Annotated in this window: 22 protein-coding genes; 11 read left to right on the top strand and 11 right to left on the bottom strand. The window is 36.5% G+C overall.

Features of this window, described 5'->3' with window-relative positions; genetic code table 11:
• The first annotated feature begins 76 nt into the window (after window positions 1–76).
• From ACK2WI_RS01370 to ACK2WI_RS01355, 4 genes are all read left to right on the top strand, one after another.
• The gene (locus ACK2WI_RS01370; protein ID WP_409149461.1) at window positions 77–1,711 is read left to right on the top strand and encodes a DUF4980 domain-containing protein; all 1,635 of its coding nucleotides are present in this window, start codon (window positions 77–79) and stop codon (window positions 1,709–1,711) included.
• A gap of 1,036 nt (window positions 1,712–2,747) precedes the next feature.
• Window positions 2,748–2,987: a hypothetical protein gene (locus ACK2WI_RS01365; RefSeq protein WP_409149459.1), complete on the top strand. Its 240-nt coding sequence runs from the start codon at window positions 2,748–2,750 to the stop codon at window positions 2,985–2,987.
• Window positions 2,988–3,869: 882 nt separating this feature from the next.
• Entirely contained in the window at window positions 3,870–4,040 is a 171-nt protein-coding gene (locus tag ACK2WI_RS01360) for a hypothetical protein (protein WP_409149457.1), read from the top strand.
• Between the two features lie 204 nt (window positions 4,041–4,244).
• Entirely contained in the window at window positions 4,245–5,264 is a 1,020-nt protein-coding gene (locus ACK2WI_RS01355; protein ID WP_409149455.1) for an OmpA family protein, read from the top strand.
• 3 nt (window positions 5,265–5,267) lie between these two features.
• On the opposite strand, the gene ACK2WI_RS01350 is transcribed toward ACK2WI_RS01355, so the two are convergent.
• The 3 genes from ACK2WI_RS01350 to ACK2WI_RS01340 all read right to left on the bottom strand — a co-directional run bounded on the left by ACK2WI_RS01350 (window position 5,268) and on the right by ACK2WI_RS01340 (window position 6,550).
• Window positions 5,268–5,411 (bottom strand): hypothetical protein, encoded by a 144-nt coding sequence (locus tag ACK2WI_RS01350; protein ID WP_157739506.1) that lies wholly within the window; start codon window positions 5,409–5,411, stop codon window positions 5,268–5,270.
• 75 nt (window positions 5,412–5,486) lie between these two features.
• Window positions 5,487–6,011 (bottom strand): hypothetical protein, encoded by a 525-nt coding sequence (locus ACK2WI_RS01345; protein ID WP_093097297.1) that lies wholly within the window; start codon window positions 6,009–6,011, stop codon window positions 5,487–5,489.
• A 179-nt stretch (window positions 6,012–6,190) separates the two neighbouring features.
• Complete coding sequence (locus ACK2WI_RS01340) at window positions 6,191–6,550, bottom strand: hypothetical protein (protein WP_409149452.1); 360 nt, start codon at window positions 6,548–6,550, stop codon at window positions 6,191–6,193.
• 167 nt (window positions 6,551–6,717) lie between these two features.
• Here ACK2WI_RS01340 and ACK2WI_RS01335 point away from each other — a divergent pair, with 167 nt between their 5' ends.
• The 5 genes from ACK2WI_RS01335 (at window position 6,718) to ACK2WI_RS01315 (ending at window position 9,121) form a co-directional block, all read left to right on the top strand.
• Window positions 6,718–6,960 (top strand): hypothetical protein, encoded by a 243-nt coding sequence (locus tag ACK2WI_RS01335; RefSeq protein ID WP_409149450.1) that lies wholly within the window; start codon window positions 6,718–6,720, stop codon window positions 6,958–6,960.
• A 163-nt stretch (window positions 6,961–7,123) separates the two neighbouring features.
• Entirely contained in the window at window positions 7,124–7,333 is a 210-nt protein-coding gene (locus ACK2WI_RS01330; protein WP_409149448.1) for a hypothetical protein, read from the top strand.
• A gap of 4 nt (window positions 7,334–7,337) precedes the next feature.
• Window positions 7,338–7,529 carry a hypothetical protein gene (locus ACK2WI_RS01325; protein ID WP_139185456.1) on the top strand — a complete coding sequence of 64 codons (192 nt, stop codon included), beginning with the start codon at window positions 7,338–7,340 and terminating at the stop codon, window positions 7,527–7,529.
• 111 nt (window positions 7,530–7,640) lie between these two features.
• Window positions 7,641–8,684: an SMP-30/gluconolactonase/LRE family protein gene (locus ACK2WI_RS01320; RefSeq protein ID WP_409149446.1), complete on the top strand. Its 1,044-nt coding sequence runs from the start codon at window positions 7,641–7,643 to the stop codon at window positions 8,682–8,684.
• Between the two features lie 50 nt (window positions 8,685–8,734).
• Window positions 8,735–9,121 (top strand): nuclear transport factor 2 family protein, encoded by a 387-nt coding sequence (locus ACK2WI_RS01315; RefSeq protein ID WP_313368709.1) that lies wholly within the window; start codon window positions 8,735–8,737, stop codon window positions 9,119–9,121.
• A 988-nt stretch (window positions 9,122–10,109) separates the two neighbouring features.
• Here ACK2WI_RS01315 and ACK2WI_RS01310 read toward each other — a convergent pair.
• The 3 genes from ACK2WI_RS01310 to ACK2WI_RS01300 are packed head-to-tail and all read right to left on the bottom strand — an operon-like array spanning window position 10,110 to window position 12,660.
• Complete coding sequence (locus ACK2WI_RS01310) at window positions 10,110–11,693, bottom strand: glycosyltransferase family 39 protein (RefSeq protein WP_409149444.1); 1,584 nt, start codon at window positions 11,691–11,693, stop codon at window positions 10,110–10,112.
• Window positions 11,683–12,072: a GtrA family protein gene (locus ACK2WI_RS01305; protein WP_313368707.1), complete on the bottom strand. Its 390-nt coding sequence runs from the start codon at window positions 12,070–12,072 to the stop codon at window positions 11,683–11,685. Before ACK2WI_RS01305 ends, ACK2WI_RS01310 begins: the two co-directional genes overlap by 11 nt.
• Before the next feature lie 3 nt (window positions 12,073–12,075).
• Complete coding sequence (locus tag ACK2WI_RS01300) at window positions 12,076–12,660, bottom strand: phosphatase PAP2 family protein (RefSeq protein WP_409149442.1); 585 nt, start codon at window positions 12,658–12,660, stop codon at window positions 12,076–12,078.
• Window positions 12,661–12,925: 265 nt separating this feature from the next.
• Here ACK2WI_RS01300 and ACK2WI_RS01295 point away from each other — a divergent pair, with 265 nt between their 5' ends.
• Together ACK2WI_RS01295 and ACK2WI_RS01290 are read left to right on the top strand one after the other, a co-directional pair.
• Window positions 12,926–13,999 carry a tetratricopeptide repeat protein gene (locus tag ACK2WI_RS01295; RefSeq protein ID WP_409149440.1) on the top strand — a complete coding sequence of 358 codons (1,074 nt, stop codon included), beginning with the start codon at window positions 12,926–12,928 and terminating at the stop codon, window positions 13,997–13,999.
• Between the two features lie 38 nt (window positions 14,000–14,037).
• Window positions 14,038–14,571, top strand: a complete 534-nt coding sequence (locus ACK2WI_RS01290; RefSeq protein WP_409149438.1) for a 5' nucleotidase, NT5C type — start codon at window positions 14,038–14,040, stop codon at window positions 14,569–14,571.
• A 99-nt stretch (window positions 14,572–14,670) separates the two neighbouring features.
• On the opposite strand, the gene ACK2WI_RS01285 is transcribed toward ACK2WI_RS01290, so the two are convergent.
• From ACK2WI_RS01285 to ACK2WI_RS01265, 5 genes are all read right to left on the bottom strand, one after another.
• Window positions 14,671–15,126 (bottom strand): Hsp20/alpha crystallin family protein, encoded by a 456-nt coding sequence (locus tag ACK2WI_RS01285; RefSeq protein ID WP_409149436.1) that lies wholly within the window; start codon window positions 15,124–15,126, stop codon window positions 14,671–14,673.
• 20 nt (window positions 15,127–15,146) lie between these two features.
• On the bottom strand, window positions 15,147–15,449 hold the full coding sequence (locus tag ACK2WI_RS01280) for a hypothetical protein (RefSeq protein WP_093097269.1): 303 nt from the start codon (window positions 15,447–15,449) through the stop codon (window positions 15,147–15,149).
• A gap of 108 nt (window positions 15,450–15,557) precedes the next feature.
• A complete protein-coding gene (locus tag ACK2WI_RS01275) occupies window positions 15,558–15,893 on the bottom strand; it encodes a hypothetical protein (protein WP_409149434.1) in 336 nt (111 codons plus the stop codon).
• A gap of 12 nt (window positions 15,894–15,905) precedes the next feature.
• Window positions 15,906–16,457, bottom strand: coding sequence for an RNA polymerase sigma factor (locus ACK2WI_RS01270; protein WP_093097809.1), 552 nt, complete (start codon window positions 16,455–16,457; stop codon window positions 15,906–15,908).
• Window positions 16,458–16,543: 86 nt separating this feature from the next.
• Window positions 16,544–18,256, bottom strand: a complete 1,713-nt coding sequence (locus ACK2WI_RS01265) for an IPT/TIG domain-containing protein (protein ID WP_409149432.1) — start codon at window positions 18,254–18,256, stop codon at window positions 16,544–16,546.

Raw genomic sequence — 18,256 nt, 5'->3', positions numbered from 1 at the left:
TTGTAAATTTTACGATTTCTAATTGATTGGGGTTTTGAGTAAAATGCTTATCTTACTCTATCCTAATCCATTCACTATGAAAAAACTAACCCTACTGATCTTTTCGACCTTGCTGAGCTTTGGACTATTTGCCTCTGAAATCACTTTAAAAATCAATAAGAAATACCTCAATTTTCCAATTTCCAACAAGCAAGATCGGAAGAAGATGGAATTTATGCCCAATGGTCAAGAGGCTTGGTCTGTTGTCGTTAGATTAGCCCCAGATAATGCAGATTATTGGGTGTTTTATGATGTTTCACATCTAAAGGGAAAAAACCTAAAGATTACCTATGAAGGAGATGAGAAAGCACTGAAGCAAATTTATCAGGCTGATGAGATAAAAGGGCAGGAAAGTTTGTACCAAGAACAAAATCGCCCCCAATTTCATTTTTCTACGAAAAGGGGATGGATCAATGACCCTAATGGTTTAGTCTATTATGATGGTGAATATCATTTGTTCTACCAACATAATCCTATGGAGAGAGAATGGGAAAATATGCATTGGGGACATGCTGTGAGTCAGGACCTGATTCATTGGAAGGAATTGCCAACGGCATTGTATCCTGATAAATTAGGGACCATGTTTTCCGGCTCCGCGATCATTGATTATCAGAATACAGCTGGCTACAATAAAGGGAATGAACCTGCAATGATTGCATTTTATACGGCTGCTAGTTCCGACAGGCAGGTACAGTGCATGGCCTATAGTCTGGACAAAGGTAGGACCTGGACAAAATACGACAAGAATCCCTTAATTGACTCCAAGGAAAAGTGGAATAGTCAGGACACCCGTGACCCCAAGGTTTTTTGGTTTGAGCCAGCAAAACATTGGGTAATGGTGCTGAACGAAAGAGATGGCCATTCCATCTATAATTCAAATAACTTAAAAGATTGGACCTACCAAAGTCATGTCTCAGGCTTCTGGGAATGTCCCGAATTATTTGAACTTCCTATTGATGGCGATGCCAACAATAAAAAATGGGTTATGTACGGTGCTACAGGAACCTATATGATCGGCTCATTTGATGGAAAGAAATTCACTCCCGAGGCTGGAAAATACTTTTATAATGCAGGGCATCTCTATGCTGCACAAACCTACAGCAATATTCCTGAAGCTGACGGAAGAAGGATCCAGATCGGCTGGGGGAGAATCCCGCAGGGGGATATGCCTTTCAATGGCATGATGATGCTTCCAACGGAGTTGACTTTAAGAACAACCAAAGACGGACCAAGGTTATTTAGTGTTCCGATTAAAGAAACTGAGAAATTATTTACAAAAGTAGATTCATGGAAGAATTTAACTGCAGCGAAAGCGAATGAGTTATTGCATCAGTACAGTGATAAAGACAAATTACGCATTAAAACAAAAATCAAACTTTCTCATGCTACAGAAGCAGGATTCAATCTTTATGCGCAGCGGATGATCAGTTACGATATGAATTCAAATATGTTGAATGGCATGTTCTATTCCCCAGAAGACCCTACGAGCATGGAACTGTCTGCCGACATCTTTATCGACAGAACCTCCATCGAAGTGTTCTTTGATAATGGAATCTATTCAAGTTACCTAGATCGAAAACCGGACAAAAACAATACAGAAGGTTATCATTTCTGGGGAAACAATATTGAGGTATTAGAACTTGAGGTCTATGATGTAAAGGGGATTTGGTAATATTCCACGTCTTGTATGTAGAGTTTTTCTGAGTCATGATGAGAAGTAATAATTTGGGCTAAATTTATCGGAAGGTGATGACAGCAAAGTGCAAGGCAAAAAAAGTTTTTTTAATTTTAGAGATATAACCCCTTTTGGGGTTCCATTATTTTAGCAGGCATGGCACGTTAGCCTGGAAGTCGCGCAAAAACGATGTTCGATTAATCGAACATCGTTTTTGCATTACCCCTTTATTGTTTACCATCCATGCTAAAATAATTCATCCCCGCTGGGGATGTATGGCGGATAAAAAATATTCTTCTGGAAAGGAAATATAGGTCTAAATTCCTAGAAACACAGATTTAACAAACGTGTCATCGTACGCAGGAAGGATCTCGGAACTATTCAATCCATAAATGTATTGGCGAACAGGTCATCCATCGAAGATGGATGATGACAAGCATGTTTTGGGACATTTACGTACAGATTCTTCACTAATCGTTCAGAATTGGAAATGCCCCAGAGAAGGATTCAGAGCACAGCGAAGAATCTATTTTTTTTTGGAAAATTTTGTCATTCCGTAATCGTAAGATGAGGAAACTATTCAATCTATAAATGTATTGGCGAACAGGTCATCCATCGAAGATGGATGATGACAAGAACGTTCGGGACATTTACGTACAGATTCTTCACTAATCGTTCAGAATTGGAAATGCCCCAGAGAGGGATTCAGAGCATAGTGAAGAATCTGTACGGTTCTCCTCCCTAAGATCTTGTCATCCTTAACTGAAGGTTAAGGAACTGTAAACCAGAGTAAACCATGATGTTTTTTATTTTGAAGTTTCGCATGATGAGATAATCGGATGAAGTTCAGTACTACACAAAAAAGCTTAACTTAATGACATTGGCCGCTAGGGGGGTAGCAATGTAAAGATTCCAACTCCATTAGATAAATACTTAATTACAGGAATGTTCAGAAAAACGATACATCTCTAAATTTGATTAATAATTATTCACAAGGATTAACAACTCTTAGAGGATTCTTATTCCCCGTATCTTGCTTTGGATCTATAATTGGGGAGAGGGAACGGCAAGGTTGATTAAAACAGCATTCGTATTTGTAGGCCTTGCACTATGGTGGTTTGCAAGTAAAGATGAAGTCAAAGATGAGACTCCCGCGGATCAAACTACCCAGCCCTATGGAAGTAAAAAAGCAAGAGTCAGCGTAAATGAGTTTGGAAGAATTTCGAACTCCTTTTTTACTCGTTGCCTAGATAAGAAAATCCTAGAGATTTAACCTACATTTTCATGTTGTCCTTATTCGAGACACATTCCGAATTTTCGCAACATGTCCCGAACATGCCTCGAATAAGTCTCGAATAAAACCCTTCTTTTTTTGTCGAATTTTTATCAATTGTCAAGCTAAATTTATCTGAAATAATCATCCTTATTTGGATCTCCTCTTCACCAATTGAAATGTTCTATAACAAACAATTTAATGATCTTGAGCAATGCCAATCCTAAATATTCGTTTAGAGGAATAAGCCAAAGCGATATCATATCCAAAGGCGGAAAAATGGTTGGAATTCCGATGCCTTTTTGCGATGGGAATGCTAAAATAATAATGCCCTTCCAGGTCAGTATAACTCAAAAAAAAATATCCTTCCCTGTGGTCAACCTGAGAAGGCATGAAGGTTCTCGGAACTATTCAATCCATAAATGTATAAGCGAACAGGTCATCCATCGAAGATGGATGATGAACAGGCACGTTTTGGGGCATTGACGTACAGATTCTCCACTAATCGTTTAGAATGGGAAATGCGCTAGAAAGGGATTCAGAGCGGCAGCGAAGAATCTATTGTTTTTATTTTTTTATGGATGCTTGTCATTCCGCTATCGTAAGATGAGGAAACCATTTCAAATGAAGAGTGGATCGTTCCGAGACCCTTCGGGTCGGCCTTCAGGGTGACACGAAAAGGGTACAGAAAAATATTTCACCCACGCTCTGGGTTATCCCTTGATCGTTACAACCTTCTACAAATATTTCACCCCTTCCAGGGGTTCCCAATTTATACAAACATCCATCCTTCCGAAGGAAGCACTTTAGCCTCCGGCTCATTTCCAGTGGCGGAAAAATGGATAGAATGCCGTCGACCTGTGCGATGGGATTGGCCTTGGAATGCTTTCAGTAGATCATCCCCTTAAAAGGGATGATCTACTGAAAGATATTCCCGACAACAAGGCATTCTATCCATGTGCGGATGATGGTGCGAAAAGCCACCTTAAATGGGCCGAAGCGTTTTGGTTACTTTTGGGCTCCAAAAGTAACAATGAGATCGGTAATCCTTAAATGGGCCGAAGCGTTTACGGATTCGAGTTGTTTTTGGTATCCCTGAGCTCCTTCGTCGGTTTGGTTACTTTTGCGCTTCAAAAGTAACAAATAGAATCTTTTGATTTTCAAGCCTTCCTCATTCCTTTCTCCTTCAAAAACTCAATATTTTCGTGACAATTAACATCTAATATTCCTATATTTAAATACACTAATTAATGAAAAATGAACAAAAAAACCATTTTATTAGGTATACTGCCTGCATTCCTGACTGTGATGTCCTGTAATAATTCGGCAAATAAAGATGCTGAAACCGATCAAGATAGTATTTCTGCTACAAGTGCTGACACAACGGTTAGTACTTCGGCAGTTCCAGCCTCAACTAAATTCAATCCCGAAACTTTACCAGAAGCAACTGCAGATATGGGCCAGTTCCCATATTATTCTATTCCAGAATGGGTGGATGCAAAGAGCAGCTATGGATATGATCGGGAATCCGATTTTGGAAAGATTGAGTTTTATACAGGCAATTCATTTTATCCTTTAGAGGGTAGGGTCAAAGTCAAAGGTTATGGCATGAATGGGAGTTGGGACGAATTCAAGTTTGTTCAATCTTTTGCAAAACATTTTGAAAGTTTTGGTGCCAAGAAATTGTTTGAGGGACAGATTCCTCAAGACCAAATTGATGCCTTAAATAAATCAAAAAATAAGGACAGCTATTTTTTCGATTTTGCAACCTCAAATATGGAAAATATAGTGACCTATGGTCTTAAAAAAGAAGGAAAATTAATCCTGTTTGCAATTGCAAGCAATTCTGCTTACGGTGCCATTTATACCGGTGAGAGTGAAGCCTTCAAACAGACTATTGGGATTATCAAGGCAGAGAAAATAGAAAAGGACCTGAATGAAAAAGGAAAATCTGTTTTGCACATTAATTTTGATACCGATAAAGCCACATTAAAAACAGATGGTAAAGAAGTAGTGGCGGAAATAGGCAAGGTGTTAAAGTCAAATGAAAGCTTGAAATTGGATATCAATGGATATACAGACAATGTTGGCAATGCAGACCATAACCTGAAATTATCTAAAGATCGTGCTAATACCGTTTTAACTACCCTAGTACAAGCTGGAATCGATAAATCTAGGTTAAACGCAAATGGATTTGGTGCCAATGATTTTATTGCTGATAATAATACCGATGCGGGTAAGGAGCAAAATAGAAGGGTAGAGCTCGTGAAAAAGTAAAACTTATTTACTCATTTTATCGAATACTGAAACGATCAACATAATCAATCCTCCAACGAGATAAATGCACATTGGAACTACGAAGAACCATTTGAAAGCCCAATATTGATATTTGGACATTTTATTGAACATTTTTGGACGTTTCATATTAAAAGAACAATTCTAAAACAAAAAGGGTCTGCATAATTTTATGCAGACCCTTTTTGCTTCTAAATGTTAAAATTATTTCAATACGAACTTAAATCCTAAAGAGAATCTAGAGGCTTCAAAATGGGAGCCATGAGATAGATTCCACCAAGGTTTCCAGTCTACGTGCATCGCTAAAGGAGTTGAAGGAATTCTAAACTCCATACCTAAAGCGGGACGGATTGCAAAGTCTGTATGGGTGTCACCATCCCAGTGTTTGTCATCATCATACCAATCATCATCCCATTTTCCATGGTCAATAAATGATAATTGAGGACCTACACCTACATACCAAGTTAAACCTCTAGTTCCAGAGATACGTTGGTTGTAAGAGTAATCAACACCAATTACTGTAATGTGGTCTCCAAATAATACCTGTGCATTTCCTGCATCACGGCCACTGAAACTGTGTTTAATTTGTGGTCCAAATAATGATTCTCCATCACCCACATCTACGCCTAAACCGATTGCAGTACGGTAAGGGGTTTGCGCATTTGCCTGCTCATTCGCGGCAAACATTAAAATAAAAAGGGTTAGAATAGGTAAAAATACTTTCTTCATGATAATAAATAATTGTTTCAAATTTCAAACTTTCGATATGATAGTTTCCGCTGTTATAACAAATAGTTTGCCAAAAGGCCTTCTAATATGCTTTTAAACGCTTAGATGACAGATTTTGAACAAAATAAAAACCTCAGGTGAATCTTCCTGAGGTCCCCAATTGTTCCTGATTTATTGATTTAAAATAACCGAGTTGAAAAATCGCCTGGATTATCGTCCTCATCATCACCTTCATCATCGTTGAATAGATCATCAGCATCCTCTTCTTCCTCTTCTTCCTCTTCCTCTTCCTCTTCTTCCTCTGGCTCGATGTTGTCTTTTAAAGGGTAATCTTCTCCAATGGGTTCATTATCATCTTTCAATGGATCCTCTTTCGGGTCATATTCCTGTGAGCCCTGATCTGAATCTGGATCATAAAAAGGATTTTGATAATCCGGCTCATTATTTTTATTGTTTTTGTTTTCTTCAGGATCCTGCATTATACTAATCGCAATAATAAGTCCTTGCCTATTTATTGCCTGGTTGATTGTTGAGTTCATTTTGTTTTTTTATTAAGTGAACAGGTTGATAATGATTTAGTTGAAAAAAAAATATACTTGATGTCAAGTATAAATACCCTTTGTCAATTTTTGTTCAACAATTAAGAAGCTGATGTTTTCAATATATAATAGCAAGGAATTAATTAAGAATATCAACATAACAAATCATGGAAAATCAAATGAAAAACCCAGATTTAAGAGAAAAGGAAATGACCAATAGATTTGAAGAGTGTAAGACTCGATTATCTTCAAAACATTTTATATGCGCTGCTCTTACCGTCATGGGGCTATCCATTTTTTTCAAATGCAAAGGCCATAAACATATCGCTTTATTTTTGGGACAATGGGTATCACCCATTTTAATAATGGGACTTTACAATAAATTAGTAAAGATCCATGGAAATGATTAAAATCTTTTGATCATAGAATTGTTTAATTATCCATTTTGCAAAGAACCAAGTTATCTCGAAAATTTTAAAGATAACTTGGTTTATTTTTTATTCTTTAAAATGGTCAGTCTTTATTCTTATGCCAACTAATTCATCTGCAATATGTTCTTTATTAAAAATAGTTATGGCTACGAAAAATGAAAGTGCAACTGAAGGTTTAAATAACAATGGCAGACCTGATAAAAAAAAGGATCTGACGGCCTTTATGAAACGTAAAGAAAAGAAGCAAGACGATGCTGGTGAAGCAGGAGTTGATCCTCAAAAGGAGCAGCTTAATATCATGCCCAATCCGAATGAGTTTCCGAAAGAGCCAACAAAAAAGAAAACTAAATAACAATATGATGAAAAAGCTGATTCCTTTGTTTCCATTAATATTAACATTAATGGTTATTTCATGTACAAATCCAAATAATACTGACAATAATAATCAGATGGATCAACCCATCGATACCGCAGAAAGGCTTGATAGTTTAGATAGTGTAAGAATAGACAGTACCTTGACTGAACAGCCTATCAATCCTGTGGAATAAGAATGGGTGCGATTTTATTTATAGAAAATTGAATTTAGGATCTTACTTATCTTAAGGTTAAAGTATTCAGATAAAAAATCATATTTTTAAGAAAACTTTAAACCTATTGCTATGCATAAAATCTTCTTAACAACAATTTTGCTATCCCTAATCTTAGGCTCTTGTACAAATACCGCTAAAGACCAATCTAATAAGGAGGTCCAAGCTGATTCTAGCAGTACTTCAAAAGATTATCCTAGATTAGGAAGGGTCGAAGTTCTGGATCCAGCGATGCTTAATATTGTTGACAGTACTGCGCAAGTAGAAAAATTAGCTGATGGAATGACTTGGGCTGAAGGTCCGGTCTGGGTGAAAGAGGGCAACTACCTCTTGTATTCCGACACTAGACAAAATATTATCTATAAATGGTCGGAGGCTGCTGGGCTTCAGGAATTTATTAAACCTGCCGGTTTTGAAGGGCCTGGGACCTATTCTGAAGAAGAGGGAACCAATGGTTTATTGATAAACCAACAGGGTCAATTAGTGGCATGTGACCATGGAAATCGCCGAATTGCTCAAATTGACTTGAAAACCAAGAAAAAAGAAACATTGGTTGGGAACTGGGAAGGCAAGAAGTTCAACTCACCAAACGATATCTGTCAGCATCCAAATGGCGATTATTATTTTACTGATCCTCCTTATGGATTACCTGGCCGTGAAAGCGATACCGAAACCAAGGAGATCAAAGAAAATGGTGTTTATAAAGTCAACCAAAAAGGAGAGGCTGTACAAGTTGTTTCCAATTTGGCAAGACCCAACGGAATAACCCTATCCGCAGATGCAAAACAAGTGTTTGTAGCCTTAAGTGATGGTAATAACCCTTATATCATGGCTTATGATATTAAACCTGATGGACTTTTATCGGATGGCCGTATATTCTTTGATTTCAAAAAGAATTTTCCTGAAGAATCCCTTGCAGCAGACGGTATCAAAGTAGATGCTAATGGAAATATGTATGCAGCTGCCGGTGATGGGGTAGTGGTCATCAATTCCACAGGAAAACCTATTGGTAGAATCCGTTCAACGGTACATACGGCAAATTGTGCATTTGCTGCCGATGGCTATCTTTATCTGACATCAACAGATCAATTATTGAGAATAAAACTTAAAATCTAAAACTATTCTTAGTTTGAAACTGTTTTTTAGATAATCAACATTTTAACACTATGGAAGATCAAATTCTGGATTTAGAAAAGGAATACTGGCAAGGAATGGCCAGTCTAGATTATGACACCGTCCGGGACCTTACTTATTTCCCTTGTACCGTAGTGAGTAAAGATGGTGTCAAATACATTGATGAACCCACTTACAAAAAATACTTTGAGATGGGTGAAGGCATGAAAATGGAAATCCTAGGCATTACTGAAGCAGTAGTACAGATGTTTAGTAAGAGTTTTGCAACCATTGGTTATTTGGTCGAAATTGAAGTCGAAAATCAAGGGCAGGTTCGTAAGTCCAAATGCGCTTGTAGTTCCACTTGGATCCAAGAAAATGGTAAATGGAAATGTTCAATGCATACTGAGGTTGATTATTCTCCAAGTCAAGCCCTATAAATAGATAAAAAAATATTCAATTAAATAGGAAAAGGACAGAATGAGGTCCTTTTCCTATTTTTTTTTAATATATACCTATCTTTTTTTCTTTGTTTAAACACTTAATAAATAAGAGGTTATATTTAACTTGTTGAAATCTTTTTAATTAATAGAGGATAATAATAAAAATATTACGGTATACCGTAATATTTAACCACTTTTTAAAGATATCTTTGTCTTAACCAAATCGTCAAATTATTAACAGTTAATTAGTAGTATGCTTAACAAATGCTTCTATTGTGGATTTAGGGCTTTAAGTAAAAAGCACCTTAAAGATCGCACATGTCCCAAAAAACCTTTTTTCTTAGCCTTATTTTTTAAACATTGTACCACAGGATTGTTTTAACCGCCATTTAATGCAAATGGCTCGGCATTTTGTGGAGAATACTGGAGTTTTGAAAATCAATAATATTTTTGCTTTTTACGGTAAACCGTAAAATATATTTTGATTAAAACAATAAATTCATAAACCCACAATTACCGAATATCATTAATTAAGTATTGATTATTATGAAATGTTTTTGCGTCCCTTGTGGTATTGCTCTTTTATAGAGGCACATATAAAAATGTGTGAATTTCCGAAAAAACCATTTTACTCAACTTAATTTATAAACATTGTTCAACTAGTTTTATTTATTTAATTCATGAATTGGAAGAAAATATTAGTGGGGGAAATTCTGGTCTTAGTTCTTCTGAAATCAGGGATACTCCTAAATAACCTTGCTGGAAATACCTGGTCTTTTTTTATTGGAATAGGTTTTCTATTGATCTGTTTAATTTTGTTCTCCTATGCAAGGTACAAGAAACTAGAGCAACCTGATCTCGTAACAGCGTTGTTATTGACCTTGCTCTATGTCCCTATGACTATTATCAACTCTTGGAGGTATATCTTTTAAACAATTATATCTTTATATTTTAAACCAAAGGTTGTCATTTATGGCAACCTTTTTTATTCCAGATAAGATAGTGGATGTTGATTGCCTATTATTTCTTTTGCAGATTTCAATTGGTAAATGTACCATTGTCTGATCACGGTATGGCTCCGTTCCTGATTTAAGACCTTCCTTAATTTTATTTCCGTAAAGAGATTGGAATATAAATTCTCTACAGAAATGAAATTATTTGATGGTACAATGAAATATGCATTTTCACCCTTTTTAATCGGGTTTACAGTAAGGTTAATCCAAGCATATTTATGGATGTCTGTAAGTTTACCTTCAGCTATCATTCTGATTTCCATTGGTCTTGCCAAATAAAAATAGAGGTGTCCTGCTGGATACCATTTATCAACAAGTAAAGCATCCTCCGTGGACATTTCACCCTTGCCAATATCTTCTGCCCTCAATGCTTCAAATTGGTTCTTTAAATCTTTCCAGCCAATCATATCCAAAGTGACATCACCTTTTCCTAATTGCTCCTTACTGGAAACAGAAAATAGATTTCCAGGATAATATCTAATGAGAAGGATGCCTAGGATTATAATAATCAAGGTAAAACTAAGTTGGAAATTCAGTAATTTCCTTATCCTCGGTATCTTGTCGAGTTCCAACTGTTGATCAATCCACAAACTGCTTATGATCATGATTCCAAAGAACCCCGGCCCGCTCCAATGTGGCAAAGTCGGTCTGAAAAAAGAAATTCCTGTAGTAGCAAGAATAATAGGGATAGAAGTGAATAATAAGAGATATACGATGTTTTTGGATACGCCTTTTATCTTAAACTTTTGCTTGATCAGTGAGAAAAGAACAAAAACATACATATAAACTAAAAGCGGATTGTTATAAAATATTTGACCGAAAAAAGCCTGTGCAAAATAATCCCAACGAATTCCAGATTCCAATATGCTAACCCGTTGACTATGGAACTTCCAAGTGATAAAATCATTCTCTTCATTCCAGAGCCAGATAGGAAGCACACAGACCATAAAGATCAGTATGCTAAGATAAAGTGCTCTATTTTTAAGTAATTGTCTTTGAAAAAGGAGGATATAGGAGATAAACCCAAAGCCTAAAAATATGGAATGTACCTTACTCAAACAGGCCAGACCTATCCATAATCCTAATAACAGGAGCTGATTGCTTTGTCTATGGACATCTATACTGCTTACAATCGCGGTCATACTATATAGGGCGGCTATCCAAAATGTATTGGCTATGGAGTCTGGCAAAATAAATAATCCAGAAATAATACTGGCATAAATCGAGGCTGTATACAGCACGGCGGCAATCAATCCCGCTCTTTCACTCATTAATTGTCTTGCAATTCCGGCAATTAACCAAGTATTGAAGCCAGCCATCATTATTGCTCCAAATCGCATGGAGAAATCATTGACCCAATGCAGGTTAAGCGTAAAAAATCGTATCAATAAGCCAACCATTGGAGGATGGTCAAAATGGTTCCAATCTAGATGTTGCGCATAGCTGAAATAATAGACTTCATCATTTCCTAATTCAATGAAGATCGCAAATAAGCAACGCATTAAGGTGCTAACAACGATTAACCACCTAAGTTTGATCCTATAATCATTTTCCATTGTTGAAAGTAAAGAGGAGGTTAGCGGAGAAATTCCATAAAAAAACGATAGCTATGGCTAGGAGCTTGCTGAAATAGAAATTCAATTTGAATTTGTTATGGAAAAGATACAGGAAACTACTATTGAGGGCTAGTCCTATGCTACTGATACCTAGAAAATAAAGGAATTGTTCAAATATCTGTGGGTTTTTGCTCGAAAAGGTCCAGATACGATTCAAGATGTAATTATTGATGACCGCCATGGAAAAACCAATCGCATTAGCTATAAATTTGTTGATCTTAAGTTTTTCTTTGCAGAGCCAAGTAAAAAAGAAATCAATGGCCATACCCAAGAGGCCTACCGCTCCGAATTTAACAGCGCTCAAAAGAAGCTTTAGCATAGATTATATTTTAAAATTGCTGGGCAGGTTTGATAAGGTAAAACGGTTTTCAGAATAATAGGAAACCAGTAAAGCGTAAAGACAGGAGAAACCGATACCAAGCATGGAACCAAACCAAACATCATCAAGATAATGCTGTCCTAAGTATACCCTTGAATAACCTGTCAGGCAGGCTAAAAGGAATGCTAGGATAGATAGACTCCTATTCCTTGAATAAAGGGCAATGCAGGTTGCTAAGGCAAAGGCAGAAGTGGTATGACCCGAAGGAAAAGCATTATGATAAGACATAGGCATCCAGGACAAAGAGTGAAAGTTTGGGTCATCATGTAAACTGAAACCTGGTCTATGTGTATGAAAGGTTCTTTTCAATAGTGAACAGATCAATCCAGATCCTATATAAGTAGCCGCGATTGCTACAGCTAACCTTCGGGACCATAAAAAGAAACAGATCAATGCTAAAGCGATCACAAATATGCCATCCCCAAATTGGGTAATAACAGTGAAAAAGTAGTCGAAAAACAAAGAGTGCTTGCTGTTAATAAATAAAAAGGAATCTTGTTTCGGAATTGAAAATACAATGCAACTCAAAAAAAAGTACCAGGTTAAAAAACAATTATAAAAATACCTGTTTTGATGGTAGAGTTTTAGGATACGTTTCATGAGGTTAATTTGCTTTGATCTTTAAAACATAAAATTATGGTTGAAATATTAAGAAAATGTTATCACAAATACTTAACTTCGTTAAGTTTCTATTAATAAATAACCGCTGTTTAATGACAGTTCAGTTTAGGGGCTGAACCATTTCGAATTCTTGGGAAATATCTTTACTTTCAACTACTCTTAATCAATTATTATGAACTGCAAATATTTTGGAGGCATTCCAAACATGTTCCCTAGCAAGTCCTTTCTGCTTTTCTTTCTGTTTTGCTTGTTTTTCCAACCGATCAATGCCCAAGAGAATCGACTGATCGGGCGTTGGGTACTTGATTTTATCACAGATGCCGATCAGTTAATTTCTGATATCCATTCACCCATGTTTTCCAATGAGACCATTTATGAAATATCAAAAGATCAGATAAAAATTAACAATACGGCATTTAAGGCAGTATATGATGATCTCAGGAATATTGAAATGCTTAACAGGACTCTTTTTTATTCTTTTGATGGGGACTACCTTGTTGTACAAGAACGTGGTGATCCAGACCATATCTTTTATTTTCTAAGAGATTCCATTTTCATAAAAACATATCCTGAGTTTCAACCAAAATATGTGGAAAGAAACGGTCAGAAATTACTCCTTGAAGATGCTTTTAATAAGGTGAGGTTTACCAGCAATATGGATTTCGCAAGCAGTATGGAATTTTATTCCAATGAACTAAAAAAGAGATCAAAATCGGAATTCTTTTGTGAGATTGAATTTGTACTGGATACGAATAATGTAATCAGGGATGTCGTTTTTCTAAACCCAATTGATCTAAAACTGGAAACTGAGTTAAGGAAAGCTTTGAATAAGATTAAAGAATTTTACTTTAACGATCTCAAGGAGAATGTTTTGGTCGTTCAAAGAATTCAATATTCAACCTTCGGTAAAAAGGATGTAAGTCAAGAGGTCAAAGATGCAATGTCATCGTTTCAAAAAGGTGATGAACTTTACCATAATGGTAAATATGAGGAGGCATTACCCTATTTGGAAAAAGCGATCCAGCTTCCCGTTAATCGAAGACAATATTTTTATTTTGATGATTGCCTACGAACCTTAGGGATTTGTTATCTCATGTTAAATAGGAAGGAGGATGCCTGTAAAATTTTTAATGAATGGGGAACCACTTCCAATTTCAAAGTCCGTAATTATTTAAGGTTCTTTTGTAATAATAAGGTAATTCTCGAACCTCCTGATAAAGAAAGATTGATCGAAAATATCAATTAGATGATTTTTCGGTATCAAATAATTTCATATCTTCCAATATGTCGACACGTAAAACTATTGCCATCGATATGGATGGGGTCTTGGCCAATAACATGGCGCATTATTTAGCTTATCATTTCCAGGAAACAGGAATCCGGATCACTGAAGCCGAGATTCAAGGAAAACCGGAAGCTGAATGTTTTGAGGATCCAGATGCTGTTTACCGATATTTGGAAAAACCTGATTTCTTTCGGACTCTACCACTCAATCCCGATGCCCAAGAGGTAGTAAAACGACTAAATGATAATTTTGACATCTATATCGTCTCCGCTGCCATGGAATTCCCTTGGAGCCTCGTGGAAAAATTCGATTGGCTGCAAGAACATTTCCCATTTATTACTTGGCATCAAGTGGTATTTTGTGGCAATAAGGGCATCATCAAAGCAGACTATATGATCGATGACCATATCTATAATCTACGTTCTTTCTCGGGTACTGGCCTGATATTTAATTGCTATCACAATATCCATGAAACTGGTTTTGAAAGATTGAATGGATCGAAAGATGTGGAGCGATACTTCTTTGGATCATAATCCTTTCTTCAGCGATTTCACAAGGATAATTTTTTATACAAAGGAAAGAGCAACCTCATCAGGTTGCTCTTTCTATGGTCCTATGTTTTCTCAAGTCTACTAGGAGACCTGAACTTCCTGTGCCTGTTTTATTTTGGAAGGATCTTTCTGAAGGATTACCGTTAAGATACCGTCCTCAAAACTGGCTTGTACATTATCAAGCAATATCTCATCCTGCAATTGAAAAGCCCTTTCAAATTCGCCCAAGTGCTGTTCTTGGTAAATATATTTCAAACCAGATTCCAATTCTGCTGCTTTACAAGAGATGGTCAGGACCTGATCGGTAATATTCACCTGGAATTGTTCTTTCTTTCTCCCTGCCGCAAATACTTGAACTTGGTATAGTTCATCATTCTCTGCAATATTGACTGGGATATTTGATTTCTGGCCTCTGTTAAAAGGATTGCCATCATTGAAAAACTGACTTTGGAACCGGTCAAATTTTCTCTTAAAATTGCTTCTGCAAAAATTTCGTTGTGCTTCTGCGTCTTGGTTATATGTTTCTCTTCTGAACATTTTTTTATTTTTTTTATGAATTAGTAAATAGGGACAATAGTGGGTTTATTTGCTTTGTTCGCATATTGAATAGGAACGATAGCCTGTGGGTTTGCCATAATATATTTACGTTCTGGAACCCTCTCAAAAGCTGGCATATAATCGTTGTATTCGGAATGATGTCGACGTCTGCTTATTTTGGAGTAGATCAGAGTTCCGATAGAAAACAAGATGGTAGTTACCAACAGTACTTTAAAGATTGTTCCGATCAACAGGGTCGCAATGCCAACTAGCACAGTTGCTACTAGTAATCTTGGAATTATGGATTGAAATTTATTTTTCATGTTTTTTTTATTTTGTTCTATTTAAAGGCCTTTGATGTAGTAGACGCAGGAACCCATCCTTTTACCTTAAATTATTTTGAAAAATTTTCAATTTCCATGTAGACTACCTTAAAATCCACATTTTGAATCAAATCGGCGCTTCCATTCCTCACGCAACCTTTCCTTTTCCTCCTCACTAAGGTCCGATCGATCCAATTCTCTTTGCCTCATTTTGCGCCCGAAACCACCGCCCGGTCTTCCAAAACCTCGGCCAAATAGGAGTTTTGAAAGAACGAACAGTCCGAGTGCCTGCCAATAATCGATGGTTTTCAAACCGAATATCTCTGGCATAAGCTTGTTCCATAAAAATTGGAGTAATCCAATGACCAAGAAGAATAAGATCAGCATTGCTATCCCAATAAAGATCTTTTTCCCTTTTCTTTTTGTATTGAATGAGCTATTCATCGCTAATATTTTTTAAGATTTTAATTCATTGTATAAACCTCGCAACCTTAATCTCAGGTGCTTCACTGCATAGCTTTTGCGGCTGATAATGGTCTTTAGGTTTTCATTTTCAAGGTTTGCTATTTCCTGTAGGGTCATTTCTTCGATTTCGTTCAGGATATAGACTTTTCTTTGTTTTTCTGGCAATTCCTCCAATGCCTTCATCAATTCGTCCCAAAAGATATCCTTGAACATCTTGAGTTCTGGATTGTCCGTTTCGTCGGCCACTAAGAGATGGGCAATAGGGAAGGAGTCCTCATCGGCAGCTTCAGTAAGCTCGTCGAGCGACTCATCTTTCTTTTTTCGATAACTATCTGTGATTTTATTGCGGGTAACAGAATATAGCCAAGCCCCAGCATTACCCAAGTCTTCAATATTTGTAACCCTAGAAAATTGATACCAAACCTCCTGCAAGATGTCCTCGGCATCGGCAGTCTTTTTCACCCGCGCCTTAACAAAGCGCAGCAACTGTCCGCCATATTCCTTGACGACCTCCGAGAAAGATTTGGCGTTTTTTTCCGACATACGTTCTAGCTGTGCCTCGTCCATACAGACAAAGACGAATCAAAAGAGTTTTTACTTTAAAAAATTTTATCTTTTTTAATAAAACCTTATTTCAATTCTAGCAATTCCGTTGATTTAATTCTTGAAAAGTTGTAAAAGAAAATTAATTCAACAGGATATTTGCCTTTTCGCTGTAACGCTGGAGCCATGAATTTTATTTCATTTGCATTGTAGGATACTACTTTACATTGATTTTCAGCGATGAAAACTTCAAAACCCATCGAGGTTAAGCCTCTACCTTTAATCGTAATGATATCTCCAGCGTAGGCAGAAAGTGGAGATACACTTTCAATTTCTGCACCTAATATATTAATGTTTAATGGCTCTTCTTGGAAGCTGAGGCCTGAGTTTGGAACATCTAAACCAATATGGATTTTTTGATTGCCAAACAACCCAGAGGGTAAATTCAGATATCCTTTTCCGTTTTTTACGGACTCGATTTCCATCTCATATTGATCCATTTTTGCAAAGTACCTGATACCGTCAACAAAATTCCCCGTGAATTCTACATTTTCGTCAAAGTAATAAGGAGCCATGCTGCTGATTTTGGCTGAAATTGGCTTTACGGTCAGCTTATTGTTTAATTTGACTGTCGGGAACATACTTGATACTATTTCTACATCATAAGATCCTGCTTTGAGATTGGGAATGGTAAAGGAAGTACTGATTGAGTTTTGATATAAATAGCTTTGATATATTTGACCAGCAAGCTTGATCTTTAATTCTTTATTGCCATATAACCTATTTAGCAAGCTGGAGGTAATAAAAAAATTATTGCCTGGGTGGAAATGCTCTTGTTCCAAGTATAGAGCTGCCGGAGTTGGTTTGATCAATTCGAGTTTCTGACTTGAAAAAATAGTGTCATAACCATTGAAATAACCAAGTCTCAGTTTTTCACCTGTATATTGAATGTCCTCCAGATTAGCTGTTTCATTATAATATGAGGTGCTGGTATTTCCAACAATAATCGGGAAATCTCCATAATAAGAAGTTAAACCAAATGTTTTCAATTTTAATCCATCTCCAAAATAAATGGGTTTATCCGCCAAAAAATCTATCCTTCCTAAGATATTTACAATGATGAGGCCTAGTTCATCGCCATAGGCTTGGCTTGGTTGGTCGTTGCTGATGTAAAGCTGAACGGGATAGCCATTCAAGCCTAAATTATCAGGGATTTTTAGGATCAGTTTTTTTTCTTCAATCTTGAGGATAGGGACATTGATCAATTCCAGATTGGGTTGGTTTAAATGCGCATATACCTTGTTCTTGTCGGTGATTTGTTTAAAATTTCCGGTCAATACTAGTGTATCACCTAAGGTCACCCTAATCCCGTCTTCTTGATCTATCCAAAAATCCCTTACCCTAATTAGCGATGGTTTGGTCAAATATTCTTGCTTCTCCGTGATGAGATAAAATTTAAAATATAAGGGCTCATTTAATGGGAAAGCTTTTGTTGGTTGATAATCATGTTTTATCAATCCAGTTTTAACTTTTGCACCCAAGGATATTTTGATTGGGTTGCTGGAGTTTTTATCCAAAATGATAAAACCATGGTCCAATACTTTCTCATCGTTCAGATATAAAAGCTCGGCATTTAAGGTCACCTTAGTGGCCGATACATTACCTGCCTGAAAAACATCTATTTTTATCGGTTTATTATCGGGTTTAACCTCTTCTTTTTTACTGCAAGAAAGCAATAGATTCAAGAAAATCAATCCAAAAATCGGAGCAAATAGGCTGCTGAAATATGATTTTTTCAT

Source organism: Sphingobacterium sp. BS-2 (genome assembly GCF_046161205.1).
In the GTDB taxonomy this organism is placed as follows: Bacteria; Bacteroidota; Bacteroidia; order Sphingobacteriales; family Sphingobacteriaceae; genus Sphingobacterium; species Sphingobacterium mizutaii.
The sequence above is the reverse complement of the archived record's forward strand: the minus strand, read 5'-3'. Positions and strand labels throughout refer to the sequence as shown.